Annotated in this window: 16 protein-coding genes; 11 read left to right on the top strand and 5 right to left on the bottom strand. The window is 37.3% G+C overall.

Annotated features, from left to right (window positions below):
• Positions 1–30 precede the first annotated feature (30 nt).
• The 5 genes from purF to CLU97_RS09760 form a co-directional block, all read right to left on the bottom strand.
• Positions 31–1,530: an amidophosphoribosyltransferase gene (gene purF / locus CLU97_RS09780; RefSeq protein ID WP_121487757.1), complete on the bottom strand. Its 1,500-nt coding sequence runs from the start codon at positions 1,528–1,530 to the stop codon at positions 31–33.
• 141 nt (positions 1,531–1,671) lie between these two features.
• Positions 1,672–2,394: a phosphoribosylaminoimidazolesuccinocarboxamide synthase gene (purC, locus tag CLU97_RS09775; RefSeq protein WP_110008841.1), complete on the bottom strand. Its 723-nt coding sequence runs from the start codon at positions 2,392–2,394 to the stop codon at positions 1,672–1,674.
• A 36-nt stretch (positions 2,395–2,430) separates the two neighbouring features.
• Entirely contained in the window at positions 2,431–3,126 is a 696-nt protein-coding gene (locus CLU97_RS09770; RefSeq protein ID WP_121487756.1) for a DUF3307 domain-containing protein, read from the bottom strand.
• Positions 3,127–3,128: 2 nt separating this feature from the next.
• Positions 3,129–3,734 (bottom strand): SatD family protein, encoded by a 606-nt coding sequence (locus CLU97_RS09765; protein ID WP_121487755.1) that lies wholly within the window; start codon positions 3,732–3,734, stop codon positions 3,129–3,131.
• Between the two features lie 496 nt (positions 3,735–4,230).
• Positions 4,231–6,105 (bottom strand): endonuclease, encoded by a 1,875-nt coding sequence (locus tag CLU97_RS09760; protein WP_228437617.1) that lies wholly within the window; start codon positions 6,103–6,105, stop codon positions 4,231–4,233.
• Between the two features lie 191 nt (positions 6,106–6,296).
• Here CLU97_RS09760 and CLU97_RS09755 point away from each other — a divergent pair, with 191 nt between their 5' ends.
• From CLU97_RS09755 to CLU97_RS09710, 11 genes are all read left to right on the top strand, one after another.
• Entirely contained in the window at positions 6,297–7,436 is a 1,140-nt protein-coding gene (locus tag CLU97_RS09755) for an acyl-CoA dehydrogenase family protein (RefSeq protein ID WP_121487754.1), read from the top strand.
• A 24-nt stretch (positions 7,437–7,460) separates the two neighbouring features.
• The gene (locus CLU97_RS09750; protein WP_121487753.1) at positions 7,461–7,958 is read left to right on the top strand and encodes a DinB family protein; all 498 of its coding nucleotides are present in this window, start codon (positions 7,461–7,463) and stop codon (positions 7,956–7,958) included.
• A gap of 204 nt (positions 7,959–8,162) precedes the next feature.
• Positions 8,163–11,093: a reprolysin-like metallopeptidase gene (locus CLU97_RS09745; protein ID WP_121487752.1), complete on the top strand. Its 2,931-nt coding sequence runs from the start codon at positions 8,163–8,165 to the stop codon at positions 11,091–11,093.
• A gap of 195 nt (positions 11,094–11,288) precedes the next feature.
• Positions 11,289–13,517: a zinc-dependent metalloprotease gene (locus CLU97_RS09740; protein WP_228437615.1), complete on the top strand. Its 2,229-nt coding sequence runs from the start codon at positions 11,289–11,291 to the stop codon at positions 13,515–13,517.
• Between the two features lie 472 nt (positions 13,518–13,989).
• Positions 13,990–14,703, top strand: a complete 714-nt coding sequence (locus tag CLU97_RS09735) for a glycohydrolase toxin TNT-related protein (RefSeq protein ID WP_121487750.1) — start codon at positions 13,990–13,992, stop codon at positions 14,701–14,703.
• A gap of 10 nt (positions 14,704–14,713) precedes the next feature.
• Positions 14,714–15,133 (top strand): hypothetical protein, encoded by a 420-nt coding sequence (locus CLU97_RS09730; protein WP_121487749.1) that lies wholly within the window; start codon positions 14,714–14,716, stop codon positions 15,131–15,133.
• A 224-nt stretch (positions 15,134–15,357) separates the two neighbouring features.
• Positions 15,358–15,825, top strand: coding sequence for a nucleoside triphosphate pyrophosphohydrolase family protein (locus CLU97_RS09725; protein ID WP_121487748.1), 468 nt, complete (start codon positions 15,358–15,360; stop codon positions 15,823–15,825).
• A 3-nt stretch (positions 15,826–15,828) separates the two neighbouring features.
• Positions 15,829–16,392, top strand: coding sequence for a TlpA family protein disulfide reductase (locus CLU97_RS09720; RefSeq protein WP_121487747.1), 564 nt, complete (start codon positions 15,829–15,831; stop codon positions 16,390–16,392).
• Between the two features lie 3 nt (positions 16,393–16,395).
• Positions 16,396–17,001 carry a DUF4230 domain-containing protein gene (locus CLU97_RS09715; RefSeq protein WP_121487746.1) on the top strand — a complete coding sequence of 202 codons (606 nt, stop codon included), beginning with the start codon at positions 16,396–16,398 and terminating at the stop codon, positions 16,999–17,001.
• A gap of 11 nt (positions 17,002–17,012) precedes the next feature.
• Positions 17,013–17,159: a hypothetical protein gene (locus CLU97_RS23670; RefSeq protein ID WP_183084548.1), complete on the top strand. Its 147-nt coding sequence runs from the start codon at positions 17,013–17,015 to the stop codon at positions 17,157–17,159.
• A 72-nt stretch (positions 17,160–17,231) separates the two neighbouring features.
• Positions 17,232–17,414 carry a hypothetical protein gene (locus tag CLU97_RS09710; RefSeq protein WP_121487745.1) on the top strand — a complete coding sequence of 61 codons (183 nt, stop codon included), beginning with the start codon at positions 17,232–17,234 and terminating at the stop codon, positions 17,412–17,414.
• The last annotated feature ends 68 nt before the right edge of the window (positions 17,415–17,482 follow it).

The following is a 17,482-nucleotide window of genomic DNA, read 5'->3' as shown; positions in this document are numbered from 1 at the left end:
CTTTTTATTTTTGCTATTTCAGTAAAGAGATTAGTTGAATAAATCTACCTCCTCTCCTTTTCCTACAGGATATTCTTCTGTGAAACATCCGAAACAGTGATTAGCTGATCCTAAAATCACTTTCAGGTTGTCTATGCTTAAAAACTCCAGGGAATCAACACCCAGATAGTTTTTAAGTTCTTCTGTAGACATGTTGGCGGAGATCAGATCATCTTTAGAGGGAGTATCAATTCCTAAATAACATGGGGCAATAATGGGTGGAGAAACACTTCTGAAGTGGATCTCTTTTACGCCTGCATCTTTTAGGATTTTAACCAGCCTTTTAGATGTTGTTCCACGAACGATAGAATCATCAATGATTACTACTTTTTTATCTTTCATCTCAGAGATGATCGGGTTCAGCTTAAGGTTTACTACCCTTTCTCTCATTTCCTGTGTAGGAACGATGAAACTTCTTCCGATATATCTGTTTTTGATCAACACAGGACGGAAAGGTATTCCTGAAGCTTTTGAGAAACCAATAGCAGCGGGAACTCCGGAATCAGGAACTCCAATTACCAAATCTGCTTCTACAGGAGCCTGCTCCCAGATTTTCTCACCAGATTTTTCTCTGATCTCATATACATTGATGTTTTCTAATGTAGAGTCAGGTCTTGCAAAATAAATGTATTCAAAAGAACAGATTCTCTGCTTTCCTTTCGCCTCATCCATCATATAAGAATGAAGTTTCCCAGGTTCGTTTTCATTGGTATAAATGATCTCACCAGGAAGGATATCACGTACATACTGAGCGCCTACAGCATCCAGTGCTACAGATTCTGAAGCCACTACGTAAGATCTTTCGTCGATAGCTCCTAAAACCAATGGACGGATTCCGTTGAAGTCTCTGAATGCAAAGAATTTATTTCTGGTCATCCCCACCACAGAATAAGCTCCTTCGATCTTTTCCATGGTTGCTTTGATAGCTCCACGAAGACCTAAATCAAGGTTTTTCTGAATCAGTCTCAGGATTACTTCAGAATCGGAAGTTGCTCTGAATACTACGCCTTCAGCTTCTAATTCTGCTTTTAATTCTTTGGCATTGGTAAGGTTACCGTTGTGTGCTATAGAAAGTATAATCTGGTCATATTCGTTTTTCGCGAAAAATGGCTGGAAGTTATATTTCTTTTTATCTCCTGCAGTGGTATAACGGGTATGCCCAATTGCAGAATTTCCCATAAAAGTTTCAGGTTCCTGAATGTCTTTATAAACATCCAAAACCAGTCCTTCGTCTTTCATATTGGTGATCCTTCCTTCTTTTAGAACGGAAATACCACAAGCTTCCTGACCTCTGTGCTGTAATGCAAAAAGCCCGAACTGTGAAAGCGAGAAAGTATCCAGATCACTATCCGAATACAATCCGAAGATCCCACATTCTTCATTAGGAGCATCTAATCTTTCCTCTTCCTGAGTTCTGAAAAGATTCCTTCCGTAAGTCTGGGTTTCAAACTGTTTTAAATATTCACTTTTATGAATGTCTAAACTTTTCATTTCTATTTTTTCTAATTGTAGATCTTAGAAGTCAGATTTCAGATTTCAGACTAAAAGCTAACTTCAAACTTTAATTTTGTTTTAACTAACAAAGTATTTTCAGTACCAGCATCTGATATCTGAAATCTAGTATCTGAAGTCTTATTTCTGTAAAAGATTTTTAAGACGATTATAGATTTCAACATAAGCTTCTGTAACTTCTCCTAAGTCTCTTCTGAATCTGTCTTTATCTAATTTCTTCATGGTATCTTTATCCCAAAGTCTGCAGGTATCAGGAGAGATTTCGTCTGCAAGAATGATTTCTCCGTCTGAAGTTTTACCTAATTCGATTTTGAAATCTACCAGGATGATATTAATTTTGTCAAACAGGTCGATAAGGATATCATTGATGTCTGAAGATAGCTCATACATTTCGTCAAGCTCTTCGTAAGTAGCTGCTCCTAAGAAAACGGCATGGTGATCATTGATAAGCGGATCTCCCAACTCATCTTTTTTGTAGCAGATATCAAAAATGGTTACCGGAGATTTTATTCCTTCTTCCACTCCTAATCTTTGCGCCATACTTCCGGCAGAATAGTTTCTTACTACCATTTCCAAAGGAATGATAGATACTTTTCTTACCAGCTGCTCTCTTTCGTCTAATTTCTTGATGAAATGAGTTTTGATCCCTTTCTCATTTAAGTATTCAAAAATAAGGGTTGTAATGGCATTATTCATTTCCCCTTTAAGATCTACCTGACCTCTTTTTTGAGCGTTAAATGCTGTAGCATCGTCTTTGAAACGTACTACTACTTCATCAGGATTATCGGTAGCAAATACCTGTTTTGCTTTCCCCTCGTACAACATTTCTTTCTTTTGACTCATAATTTTACTTTCTAAATTGTAGTTAGATTTATTGATTTATTTTATTATTATTCCTGTTAAGACAGCCAGTCCAAAACTCAGCAGTGTACCAATTAATACATATTCTGTAAGCTTTCTCTGTTTTGCCTGTGCAAGGTCACTGAATCTGAAAACAGATTTGGCAGCCACCATGAAACCTACGCCTTCCCAATGATTCACCATAATAAAAGTGAAGACCAGCAGACGTTCTAAAATTCCGATATATTTTCCGGCACTTGATAAAGATTCGGTTTGAATAGTGTTGGGGCCATCCGGAGCGGGCGTCCATGATGACAATAAGATTTTGATAAAAATAGAAGCAGGCGTTGTCAAAAACAATGCAGCCATAATTATTTTTAAAAATTCCTGATCCTGTAAAAATCCGAAGCTGAATTCCTGGAAATAAAATGACACTCCGCCAATCACCAGAACATGCAGCAACTGATCTATGAAAAACAATCTTTTTTTAGTCTTTACATTTTGAAATGTAAGTTTTGCCGCATCAATAATAAAGTGAGTGATTCCCACTAAAACAGCTACCCACCAAAGCTGAAGGTCCCAAAGAAAAATAAGACTTAAAACCGTATGAATCAGAATATGAATGTATAAAAACTTACTTTTCAGTTTATAGTTCTCCTTATCTGCAACCCATGAATTTGGCTGAAGTATAAAATCTCCAAGTAGATGTGCCAATATGAGTTTGATGAAGATCATGCCTATAGTTCTGAGATTTTCTTTCTGAAATACTGATTGGTTTCCACGATGAGCTCATAGTTGGCTCGTTTCAGCCTCTGGCTTACAGAAGACTGTGAAATAGCAAATCTCTTAGCAAGATCTTCCTGTGTGATATCCTGATTCATGATCATTTCATGAATAATCTCTGAAGTAGCCATCGTCCAGTTATCAAAATCTTTGGACGACCATTTCAATAGGATATTAAGGTCTCTGTCTACAGAATCGCTGGATGTTTTAATGGCAACGGTATGCCCGTCGTTCTTAAGATCATTAAGAAGTCTTCCGGAATTGACGTAAGCTGTGCCGTTAGATTCCGTTATTTTCTCAGAAGAGAAACTTTCTTCACCTATACCTATGGCCATCCTTACATCCAAATTTTCCTGACTTTTAATAAGAGATTTTATGGCTAGAAAACGCCAGAAAACGTCATCAATCTTGCATTTGAACTGAAACTCATCTCCTCTGTAGATTTCCCATGTGCCGGGAGCGCTTCCCCATTTTTCGAGAAGATGTTTAAGTCTGGTAATCCAAACTTCAGTATCCGCATGCTGTGAATTTATAATATCACCGGTAATGACCGCTATCATACTGCAAATATAAGCATAATTACTTATATATAAAAGATATAAGCAGAAACACTTATAGATATTGATTATTAGCGAATCAGCTTATATCAATTATGCAGTAAATATAAGGTTTTTAAGGCTTTACCAAAAACTATAAAAAAGTAAAAAATTGACAAATATTCTTTCATTACATTTACCTTAACTCCACATTTTCTCTTTATTTTTAATGAAGAAGCTTATTCCTGCTATCCGCTCATACTCCTCGCTCCATCGCTTTCATCCTGATCCAACCGCTTGCTGTGGGGTAACCGCTTCTATCAGGGCTAAAACAATCATTGAGAATAAAGCGAGGCAATCTCTTGAATCATTTCTACACCCTATAAAAATAAACCTAACAGGTTTTAAAAACTTGTTAGGTTTGACTCGTTAAATCTTCGTGAAAATAATCTTGACAAGTTTAAAAATCCGTCAAGGTAAGATTACTTTTTAATAAACTGATGAGCTTTCTCATCAAGCTTTAAGAAATACAACCCTGTCGGAATTCCCTGTACAGAAATGCTTTTTTATTTCTGAAAGGATCTTTCTCCGTGTAGATCACTTTTCCGGAAAGGTCTATAATCTGAGCTGTTTTCACATTTTCTGTTTCTCCGTTTACATAAAGATTGTCATAAACAGGATTTGGATAAATTATAAATTCTTTGTTATCAGCAATCAGCTCCGTTGTAGATAATGTTCCACCCAGATTCTGGCAGTAGTTGGAAGGATAAGAATCCCATTCACTCATACTAAATGTACTGTTGGGCTGATTGATTGTACTCTTTCTATATAAAGATACATTTCCGTTACTATTGGTTGTAAATTTTGCTCCGATTGCATCTACAGTCACGGTCTTATTATAAGCAAGTTCTACATAGTTCCCGCCCGCATACATCATAGGATCAGAAGCCGTCGCAAATTTTGCCTGCCCGGCGGTATAACATGACAAAGTACCTTTTGGATTCAAAATAACAAACGTTTCATTATTTCCTACTTTACCCTCCAGTTCATAGGTATCTCCGCTATAGTAAGCTCCTGAACTGTTATTTCTAAACTGGATATTGATTCTGTAATTATTTAAATTAACCTCATGTCCTGTTTTATTAACAATTTCCAGCGCATTATTCTTAATAAAATCTGTATTGGTTCCCGAAATATATTTGGTAATCATAAGATCCGGTGCATAAGAATCCGAAGCTATCGTAGAAGCTATGACCGTGTTGCTGAAAGGAGATTCCAGATATCCTTTATCAAAAGCTTTTACGGTAAAAGTATAAGAAGTTGAAGGGCTCAGGTGATCAATACTTATAGAAGTTCCCTTTGTAACAGCAACAGGTGTTGTTGAACCATTCATATAAATCCTGTATCCCAAAACATCAGCATCAGGAGAAGCCGTCCAGTTCAAATTAACGAAATAGGCATTCTGTTGTGATGAAACCAATGACCCGGGAGCTGCAGGAGCCACACTGTCCGGAGTTTCAGACCAGATCATATCAATCCATTCAGGATGATCAATAAACGGATTCCTGTTTTTTTGTATAGTATAGATCGCATTGTTTCTGTCAATTTCTCTTTGTGAAACCGGATCTGCGGCACTCCACTGCTTAAGCATAGCAATATAAGGAAGATCAACAGCTCTCTCTTCCGTTCCGTCAAGCGGACACTGATCGGTAGCAGGTGTAATGTTTGCCGATGTGCTGTAAGCCGTATTAAACGAGCCCAGTTTTCCTTCGTATCTTACTGCAAAATACAGCAAAGTTCTTGCAATATCACCTTTAAACTCATTAATAGGCTCATAAACCCTTCCTGTGTAAGGATAATTTGGAATAGCTGCGTTAGACATCCTTGAAGTGTTGCTGAAAATATAATGATTGGTGCTGTTCCCTATTCCGTAAGGGTAATTATTTCTTAGTTGATTAATCCTCGCATCCGCCGGAATAATAAAATTAAGATCCGAATACATTGGATAATCACTGATTGACGAGCTTGTACTGAAGGTACTCTGCGGCATCATATGCTCCCTGTTGTACCCCAGCCCTTCCGCACCTGCTGTACCTGTCATCTGATCTACCGTATACTCATAAGCATCCGGCCCTGAAGGGATTTCAGAATAAATATCCAGCAAATATTGGGTATTGGAAGCATCGTGATCATAATATCTATCAAGATCAGTCTGGCCATAATACGCTTTAAGGTCGTCATAATGCCAGTTGATCATTTTTTCCGAAATAATATCGTGAAGTTTAGATTTCAGGGCATACCCCGTCAATCCGGCTGTTCCGTTATAATATCCGGCAGGTGCCTGCGCAGAAAAATAAGAGGAAATTAAAATAATAGGAAATAGAATTTTTTTCATGCCTTAAAAATTGGGGGACTAAAATAGTGAAATAAAAAATGCAAAAGACTGAAAGTTTTATTAAGAAAGTATTAATTCTCAAAATATAAAAAATTGAAAATTAAACGAATTACTCTTTAAATGGTACGAATAAAATAATTTGTTTTAGCATTCCATCAATTTGGTTATCTTTGGGAACTAACTATTATTATATGAATACAGAGACTATTGACAACATCAAAATGATAGCGGAGACGGCTAGAGAATTTGCAGAAAAGAACATCAGACCGAACATTATGGAATGGGATGAAAGCCAGACTTTTCCAAAAGACTTATTCCACCAGTTAGGTGAGATGGGGTTCATGGGGATTGTTGTTCCTGAACAATATGGAGGTTCCGGTTTAGGTTATCATGAGTATGTTACTATTTTGGATGAGATCTCTCAGGTAGACCCATCTATCGGTCTTTCTGTGGCAGCACACAACTCTCTTTGTACCAATCATATCTATGAATTCGGAAATGAAGAACAGAGACATAAATGGCTTCCTCAGCTGGCTTCCGGAAAAGTAATCGGAGCTTGGGGGCTTACAGAGCACAATACAGGTTCAGATTCTGGAGGAATGTCTACTACTGCTGTAAAAGATGGTGACGAATGGATCATCAACGGAGCTAAAAACTTTATCACTCACGCCATTTCAGGAGATATTGCCGTAGTCATGACAAGAACCGGAGAAATAGGTGCTAAAAATAATTCTACAGCTTTTGTTTTAGAAAAAGGAATGCCTGGATTTACTTCAGGAAAAAAAGAAAATAAGTTAGGAATGCGTGCTTCCGAAACTGCGGAACTTATCTTTGATAATGTACGTGTACCGGATTCTCACCGTTTAGGAGAAGTAGGAGAAGGCTTCAAGCAGGCTATGAAAGTATTGGACGGTGGTAGAATTTCTATTGCTGCCCTAAGTTTAGGTACTGCAAAAGGAGCTTATAAAGCAGCCTTAAAATATGCAAAAGAAAGACATCAGTTCGGAAAACCAATTGCTGATTTCCAGGCAATCAACTTTATGTTAGCAGATATGGCAACAGAAATTGATGCTGCTGAACTTCTTATTCAAAGAGCTTCTACCCTGAAAAATGCAAAACAGAAAATGACAAAAGAAGGAGCTATGGCTAAGCTTTACGCTTCTGAAGCTTGTGTGAGAATTTCCAATAATGCAGTTCAGATCTTTGGAGGATACGGATACACAAAAGACTTCCCTGCTGAAAAGTTCTACAGAGATTCTAAACTTTGTACGATTGGTGAAGGTACTTCTGAAATCCAGAGACTGGTTATTGGAAGAGATATTACAAAATAACCTTAATTTTAAAAACATATACAAATGATTAAACAAGCCTTATTAGGTGAATTTCTGCATGAAGCAGAAAATACAAGAAAAATTTTAAAAGCAATTCCCGACAGCGCCCTAGACTGGAAACCGTCTGAGAAAAACTGGACTACAGGTCAGCTGGCTTCACATATTGCAGAAGTTTACAACTGGTATGAATCCACTTTCAATCAGGATGTTTTTGATATGGGTACGTATCAGTATGACAAAGGAGATATTTCCAAAGCAGAAAATATTGTTGCCAAGTTTGAAGAAAATGTAGCGAAAGCTCAGAAAGTTATTGAAAACTCTGACGAAAACGCTTATTTTAACGAATGGAAAATGGAAATGAACGGTAATGTACTTTTCCCTCCTATGCCAAAAGTTCAGGTGGTAAGAGCTTTTCTTTATAATCACCTGTACCATCACAGAGGAGAACTGGTTGTCTATTTAAGATCAACCGGAAATAAAGTTCCGGGACTTTACGGCCCTACTGCTGATGATAATATGTAACAGATAAATATTATATCAAACCCACAAGAATGACATATACTTCGGTATGTGTCATTTTTCTTTTATCAAAAGGCTTTTTCAATTATATTCAATGCATCACATAATACATTACATAAACAATCCAAAATAATCTTAAAAAATTTTCTTTTTCATAACATATTTTTTATTAGCTTTGATATTCCACAATCAAATTTAATATTTAATATGAAAAAACAATTAACGCTGATTGGAATGCTCCTGATTTCGGGTATTTCTTTCGCACAGACTGACCGTCTTTGGTCTGAAGGTTCCAGAAAAACTTCATCAGAGATTTTTGAAAACAAAACCGGCATCAGCAATCCAAAGGTATACAACCTGGATATCAACGGATTGAAGAATGTTCTGGCAAAAGCTCCCAAAAGACTGGCTGCAGGCGAAAAATCAGAACTCATCATCTCTTTTCCAAATTCTGAAGGCAGAATGGAAAATTTTAAAGTGAGGGAGAATTCCAATTTTGCCCCTGAGTTGGCAGCAAAATATCCGGACATTAAATCCTATGTAGGACAAGGTCTGGATGATCCTAATTCCACAGTCTATTTCAGTGTTTCTCCACTAGGACTGTCATCCATGGAAATTTACGGTGATAAATCTGCAGTTTTCATCGAGCCCTACACTAAAGATCTTTCTTCTTATGTAGTGTACAGAAAATCTGATAAAAAAGATGATCTTAACAAGTTTGAATGTACAGTAGTAGATGCTGCACAGAAAGGAGTTTCCAACTCTGCTCTTGCCGCAAGACCTAACGCTGATGATGCCAAACTAAGAACATTCAGACTGGCACTATCTTGTACCGGAGAATACACCACTTATTTCGGAGGCACAAAAGCACAGGCTTTAGCTGCAATGAATACCACAATGACCCGTGTAAACGGTGTTTTTGAAAAAGATTTCGCAGCAAGAATGGTTTTGATCGCCAACAATGATGCTGTCATCTACACCAATGCTTCTACAGATCCTTATTCTGCAGCTTCAGGAATGAGCAGCTGGAATTCTCAGCTACAAAGTACTTTAACTTCTGTAATTGGCGAAGCTAATTATGACATCGGACACTTGTTCGGAGCATCAGGAGGTGGCGGAAATGCAGGATGTATTGGCTGTATCTGTACCAACGGATCAAAAGGAAGCGGATACACTTCTCCCGCAGACGCTATTCCATCAGGAGATAATTTTGATATCGACTATGTAGCTCATGAAATGGGACACCAGTTTGGAGGAAATCACACATTCTCTATGAACAATGAAGGAACAGGTGCTAACATGGAACCTGGATCCGGATCAACCATCATGGGATATGCAGGAATTACCAGCCAGGATATTCAGCCTCACTCTGATGCATTCTTCCATGCGATAAGCATTCAGCAGATCACTAACAACATTAAAGCTAAAACCTGCTCTGTTAATACCAATACAGGAAACTCAATTCCTACAGCCAATGCAGGCTTAGACTATACCATTCCAAAAGGGACTCCATTTGTACTGACAGGAACAGGAACAGATGCAGACGGAGACTCTCTAACCTACATCTGGGAACAAATGGACAATGCTTCTTCTTCCCAAACAGGAGCAAGTTCAGCAGCAAGTGCTACAAAAGCTTCAGGGCCTAACTTCAGGTCATGGACTCCTACCACTGCACCTGTAAGATATTTCCCAAGAATGGCTTCTGTTTTAACTGGAGCAACCACTACAGCAGGTTCTGAAATCACAGTAGAAGCACTTTCTTCAGTGGCAAGAACATTAAACTTCAGATTTACTGTTCGTGATAACAAAGCAGGAGGTTCAGGAAATAATTCTGACGATGCTGTAATCACCGTTAACGGAACTGCAGGACCATTCAACATAACTTCGCAGAATTCAGCAACAACATACGCAGGAGGAAGCTCTCAAACCGTTACATGGAACGTAGCAGGAACTACTGCAAATGGTGTAAACGCTGCTAATGTGGACATTCTTTGGTCAACAGACAACGGAAATACATGGACTACTCTATTGGCAGGAACCCCAAATGACGGTTCACAAGCTGTTACCATTCCAAATTCTACTACCACTACAGGAAGAATTATGGTAAAAGGATCAAACCACATTTTCTTCGATGTTAACAATGCCAACATCTCTGTAAATGCTGGTTCAGGAACTCCTGATACGGTGGCTCCTACAGCTCCTACCCTTGCTGCTTCAGGAACTACCGCTACTACAACTAATCTTTCATGGTCAGGCGCTACAGACAATGTGGGAGTTACCGGCTATGATGTATATCAAGGGGCTTCATTAATTGGTTCTACAGCTGCTTCTACTTATACTGTAACAGGACTTTCCCCGGCGACTACGTATTCTTTCTCTGTTAAAGCAAAAGATGCCGCAGGAAATGCTTCTGTTTCCAGCAATACAGTAAGCGTGACTACGCTTTCAGGAGGAACTGTTTCTTACTGTTCTTCTTCAGCATCCAACACTGCTGATGAAAGAATCGGAAACGTAACATTCGGATCTATTAACAATACATCTACAGGAACTGCAGGTTATGAAAACTTCACTTCAGTTTCTACGAATGTTACAAGAGGAAATGCTTATACCATTTCCATTACTCCAACCTGGACGTCTACAAAATATAGCGAAGCATATGCAGTTTATATTGATTACAACGGAGACGGAGACTTTACAGACAGCGGAGAATTAGCATGGACAAAAGCAGGTTCTACGACCAGCCCGGTTACAGGATCTATCACTATTCCATCTACTGCAACTGTTGGATCTACAAGAATGAGAGTAATGATGAAGTATAGCTCTATCCCTACTTCTTCATGTGAAGCGTTCACTTATGGTCAGGTTGAAGATTATACCCTTAACATTGTTTCTTCAGGAAAAGGAGAGCTTCAGAACACCAAAGACCTGATCACAGATGTGAAGCTTTATCCAAACCCAGTGAGAGATCAACTTTACATTTCAAATACGACATCAGAAGATTATAAAATCTTCGATATGGGTGGAAAACTAATTGACTCAGGAAAACTTCAGAGAGGCTCTGTGAATGTAAGTAACCTTGTAAAAGGCGCTTATATGATTCAAATTGGAAAATCCTCTAAGAGATTCATTAAAAATTAGTAACTAATAGACTTTTTAAAATTAAACGATGTGAAAAACTGTTCTGCATAGAACAGTTTTTCCTTTTTATCAAATTTTATATAATATTTTTCACATCATCCACTTTTTGTTTAAAAGGCAGAGCTGATAAAAAACATGCAGTTAAAATGCTTAAAGGGTATTTTTTTTATTATTTTTGTTGAAAATACATTTGACGTGAAAAAACAATTATTGATAACGGGAATGCTCGCATTGTCGGGTATTTCTTTCGCACAAACAAATCGCTTATGGACTTCAACCTCATTAAGAGGATTCTCTCCGATTCTGGAAAACATGTCACGTTTTGAAAATCCCAAACTTTATCATTTGAATATAAGCGAATTAAAAAATGTATTGACAAAAGCCCCCAAAAGATCAACGCAGAAATCTGAAATCATCATCTCTTTTCCCAATTCAGCAGGAAAAATGGAAAATTTCAGGGTAACAGAAAATTCTAATTTTGAACCGGAGCTGGCTGCTAAATATCCGGATATCAAGTCTTACATTGGTGAAGGAATAGAAAATCATGCTTCAAAGATTTATTTCAGCATTTCTTCTTTAGGGTTATCTTCCATGGAAATCTATGGCGACAGATCAGCTGTTTTTATTCAGCCTTATACAAAAGATCTTTCTACTTATATTATTTATAAAAAGTCTGACAGTAAAGATAATTTAAATAAACTTGAATGTAAAGTTCTAGATGTTGCTCAAAAAGGAAACTCAAATGCATTAACTCATAAAAATGCAGATGATGCCACATTAAGAACGTTCAGGCTTGCTCTTTCATGTACAGGAGAATATGCCTCTTATTTTGGAGGAACAAAAGCCCAGGCTTTAGCCGCGATGAACAATACAATGACCCGCGTAAATGGTATTTTCGAAAACGATTTTGCAGCAAGAATGACACTGATTGCCAATAATGACAATATTATCTATACCGATGCAAATACAGATCCTTATTCACCCTCTTCACAGATGAACAACTGGAATATGGAGCTTATGAATAACCTGAGCACCTCCATCGGGAATGATAATTTTGATATAGGCCACCTTTTCGGAAGAGATGGCGGCGGTGGGAATGCAGGATGTATTGGGTGTATTTGCGATAACGACATGTCAACCTTTGTAAACCAGGGGGTAACTTATCCTAACAGCTATAAAGGAAGCGGATATACATCACCAGCCAATGGCAATCCTTCAGGAGATACTTTTGATATTGATTTTGTGGCGCATGAAATGGGACATCAGTTCGGTGGAAACCACACCTGGTCATATGAGCCTCAACCCGGACTACAACCTGTAGAACCAGGTTCAGGATCTACCATTATGGGATATGCAGGGATTACCAATTATGATGTTCAGAGCAACTCTGATCCCTTTTTTCATGCCTTAAGTATTGACCAAATCACTAATAATATTAAAACAAAAACCTGCTCTGTTAATACGCCTACCGGAAATTCAGTTCCTACAGCAAATGCAGGACTTGATTATACTATTCCAAAAAGCACACCTTTTATGCTTACCGGATCCGGAACTGATGCAGATGGAGATCCGCTTACTTATATATGGGAACAAATGGATAAAGGAACTTCTTCTGAAACGGGAGCTAATTCTGCTGCCAAAGACACAAAGGTTTCAGGCCCAATATTCAGATCATGGAAACCTTCAAGTTCTGCTGTAAGATATTTCCCTGTAATGTCTTCTGTTTTAGCAGGAGCTCTCAAAACTTCAGGAACAGAAATAGATGTTGAAGCACTCCCTTCTGCTGCCAGAACTTTAAATTTCAGATTCACCGTTCGGGATAACAAAGCCGGAGGTGGCGGAAATAATTCTGATGATACACAAATAACAGTTAACCCTGCCGCAGGACCTTTTATGATAACCTCACAAAACAATGCTGTTTCTTACGTTCAGGGGAGCTCACAGACGGTTACATGGGATGTAGCAGGAACTACAGCCAACGGTATCAATACAGCTAATGTAGATATCTTATGGTCTACAGACAATGGTAATACATGGATCACATTATTAGCCGGAGTACCTAACAGCGGCTCACAGGCTATTACAATTCCTGATACATTAACAGATTCCGGAAGAATTATGGTTAAAGGAAGCAATCATATTTTCTTTGACATCAATAATGCCAATATTTCTGTAAAAACATCTGACGACACATCTATAAGTGGAAATTCATCATCCACAGAAATAAAGCTGTATCCGAATCCTGTAAAGAGTATTCTTACTCTTACCAATACCAGCAATGAAGAATATAAAATCTACGATATGTCCGGCCGGCTTGTAAGCACAGGAAATCTGGAAAGCGGAACCGTAAATGTTAATAAACTGACTAACGGAACCTACGTCATCCAAATCGGAGGATTTGCGAAACAATTTATTAAAAAGTAAAAAGAATACAATTCAATCAAAGCTGCTTATTTGGGCAGCTTTTTTATTTGCATAAAATGTTTAATATTAATATAAAACCATTTATAAATATTATAAATTCCACAATAATGTTTTATTTTAAATAAAATATTCAATATTTGAGTTTTTTAATTTAAATTTATCGCATAACAATATTTTATTGTACCGTTTACCCAGATTGTATTTGAGGGAACTCCAAGCCGTTTTTTCACGCCTGATGCAGTTGCTTCTTTTGATCCTATTTTGACATGAATTGATATTTTCACCATTTACTGTCAGAAAAGTGTATTATTAAACCAATTCCAACCCTGGAAATTTCTAATATAGACTGGAAAAACATTAATAATATTCGTAATCAGTATTTCACTTAAGATTTTTGTAAAGAAAAATGATGTTTCAAAAAAGGTATCCCTCTAATACCTCGATAATTTTAAAATAATTTAAAATTTTTTATATGAAACATTTATTTAAGTACTTCTTTTTTTTAGCCATTACTACGCTCTCAGTAGCCTGTAGCTCAGACAATGATGAGGTAATGGACGTCAATCCGGACGTAACCACGGTATTCTACAAAAACGCGGATGAATTGGCTGCAACGTATGACAACAACAATTCTGTAAGCCAGGTCATCAGAAATCAGGCTTATGATCTGTACAAACGGGGAAAATGGAGCGAATTGGAATCGCTTTTTAAGGCCAATGGTTTAAACGGCGGCTGGCCGCCTGCTAATGGAGGCTACAATATCGTTGATGATGTTCCTTTGCAGCTTGGACAGAAATTTGACAGATACAGTGGAGCTGTCGGCACTTATAACGGAACCGGAGTTCCTACGTTGGGTGGAAGCTTTACAAGCCCGATCATCAACGGATATGTATACACTTTCACACAAAGAGCTTTAAACCAAGCTGAAGACAAATACGACTTCTACTATGAAATTGATGTTTTGAATAACTCCATGCAGTTTAAAACCCAGACCGCAGATATTATTCCTTGGTTCAGCCAGGCAGGAAAAGGAAAACAGACTATGTGGAAAATTCCTATTGATATTAACACAGGATATCAGAAAACCTGGAACAAGCTGGCAGAAGAAGGCTATATAAAAGTTACCATTAAGAAAAGCCCAAGCGGAAAATATCCTAACTTAGTAGGCACGGTTATTCAGCCATAAATCAACTCAGATGTATTCAATATCAGAAAAAATAAACATTACCGGAAAAGCTTCCATTGAAAAAAATACTTTCATTAATGATGAAGCTCTTCCATCTGCAACAACAACTTTTATCTGCTGTGACTGCGGTCACAAAAACACATTTGGAATAGAACCTTATGCCTCTGGATTCCCTATCCTTCAACTCTATCATGAAGACAAAGTAATATCCAAAGATGCATTATTACAACATGGAATCGTTAACGGAACCTCTCAAAGCATGTTTCATTTCGGAGAATTGACTGTTAATAATATGCCTACTTTATACTTTGGGACAGACTGCTCTTCCTGTCATTCAAAATATCTCTGCGTATTCAGCTACGGAGAAAAACAACCCGGGTTGATGATATTGAATATCTCAGGGATCTGGAAATATGAAGAATTAAAATAATTGAATTAAATCATTCCAAAATAAAACCACAATTTTTACAGTTGTGGTTTTTTGATGAAATTTTTCTGCTGACCGCACAGGTTTTCACAGATTTTTATGTTTTAAGAGATGATTATATCTTCTTTATTTAAACCATTTTCTCTAAAGCTTTATTCATACATTTCCTGCTGTACATTTCACATTTTAGAAATCCTTTTCTATCTTTGTGGGAAATAAAAAAATTCATGGATAAAATTGATAGTCTGAACCAAGTAGCAGAATTCCATACTACTTTCAAAGCCCCTATTTTAGATGCCCCACAAATTCCTTCTCCGGAAAGATGCAATCTGAGAGTAGAACTTTTACAGGAAGAATTAAACGAACTGAAACAAGCCATTGCAGATCATAATCTTGTAGAAATTGCAGACGCATTGTGTGATCTTCAGTATGTTTTGAGTGGTGCTGTGCTGGAATTCGGACTTGGCAACAAATTTGTAGAGCTATTCAACGAAGTTCAGCGTTCCAATATGTCGAAAGCATGTGATAATGAAGAACAGGCAAAAGAAACTGTTGAATTTTACAAAGAGAAGGAAGTAGAATCTTTTTATGAAAAGTCCGGAGAAAAATTCAATGTTTACAGACAGGCAGATCATAAAGTATTGAAAAACAAATACTACTCTCCTGCTGATTTAAAATCAATTATCGAAAAATAAAATATGAAAAAATTTATTACCAATATTGTTGTCTTTTCAAGCCTATTTATAGCGACGCAACAGTTTAGCGCTCAAAAAGTAGTGGTTAACCGTGAGGTTGATAGTCAGAAAGACGGCAAAATGCTTTTAGGTGCCCAGCTAAAAGAGCAGTTTCTGAAAGCTCCTTATGCCGATTGGTATGTGAAAGAACATGATGAGTATGCTATTGACAAACAAGCTGTAAGTGAATTAAAAAAAGGAAAACTCGGGAGTTATGATATCATTGTTTTCATGGGAACATGGTGCGAAGACAGTCACAGAGACTTCCCAAGATTAATGAAAATACTGGAAGAAGCCAATTACCCCGAAAGTAAACTGACTATTATTGCGGTAAACCGTAAGAAAGAATCTCCTGCCGGAGAAGAAGGTCTTTATAATATTCAGAAAGTTCCTACTATTATCCTGAAAAGATACGGAAAAGAGGTTGGCAGAATCATAGAAATGCCTACTACAGGATATATTGAAAGAGATTTAGTTCAAATTCTGAAAAAGAATGATTCATCTGTCATTAAAGAAATTTTTAAATAGATTTTGAGAAATTATAAAACCATATTATCTTTTGTAGCTGGTGCCGGTGCGATGGTGCTGCTGTTTTTCGGCCTGAAATCCTGTCTGAACCTTGGAAATAAAACAGAAAAGTCAGATTATTATATCCTGACCAATCAGATCTCCAAGATGAACAAGATGGTGGTTATGGAGCAGAATACTTCCAGCATGCAGAAAACCAAGATGGGTTATGAAGTTTTTGGGAAAGAAATTTCCAGCAACAGCATTATTACTTATACCAAGACCAATGCCCAGGTTTCTTATGATCTTAACAAAATGAAGATCGAAGTAGATTCCATTAACAAAAAACTCATTATTACCGAGCTTCCTGATGCTGAGATAAGAATTACACCAAGCGTTGAAATTCAATCTTTGGACGATTCTTTTATCAACAGAATTTCGGAAAAAGACATTAAAAATGTTACTCAGAAAGCTAAAGAAACGGCAGAAAAATCTATTGATCAGAATCAGTTGAGATCGGAAGGCCGTAAACAGCTGATGGAAAATCTGAATAATGTTTTTGTTCTGGCCAAAGCTTTAAATTACAAAATAGAGGATAAAACCGGGAAAATTGGTATCTTAGGTCTATAAGACTTAATACTATGAACCCTAAAGAAACCTCAGAGACTCAACCCAAAGAAACTCCACAAAAGGAAATTTCAGAAAATGACTCTCCTCAAAAATCGGATGCGGGAAAAGAAAAATTTCCTACGTCAACAACAGCTAAATCCGGAACACGGGGAGGATAATTGTTTATGGTTTTTCTTCTTTTTGGCAAAGACTTTGAATGATAACACCATATACTGTTAAAATTCAAAGTCATGGATAAAAAAGGAAACACCAAAAAGAAAGAATCTGCCAATACCGCAGAAACCCAAAAGCAAAATCAGGATTTCCAGGATATTCCTGCCGCTTCGAAAAAGACCAATCCACCTGATATTGATAAGGAAGACATCCAAAAGTCTTCCAAAAATAAATCAGGAAAAACGGATAATACGAAATAACAAAAGAGCCTTAAAGGCTTATTTACAATGGTAAAGAAAACGAAAAATTCCGTCTCATACGAGGCGGA

Source organism: Chryseobacterium sp. 7 (assembly GCF_003663845.1).
Lineage (GTDB): Bacteria > Bacteroidota > Bacteroidia > Flavobacteriales > Weeksellaceae > Chryseobacterium.
Note: the sequence above shows the minus strand (reverse complement) of the source record. Positions and strands in the feature narration are given on the sequence as shown.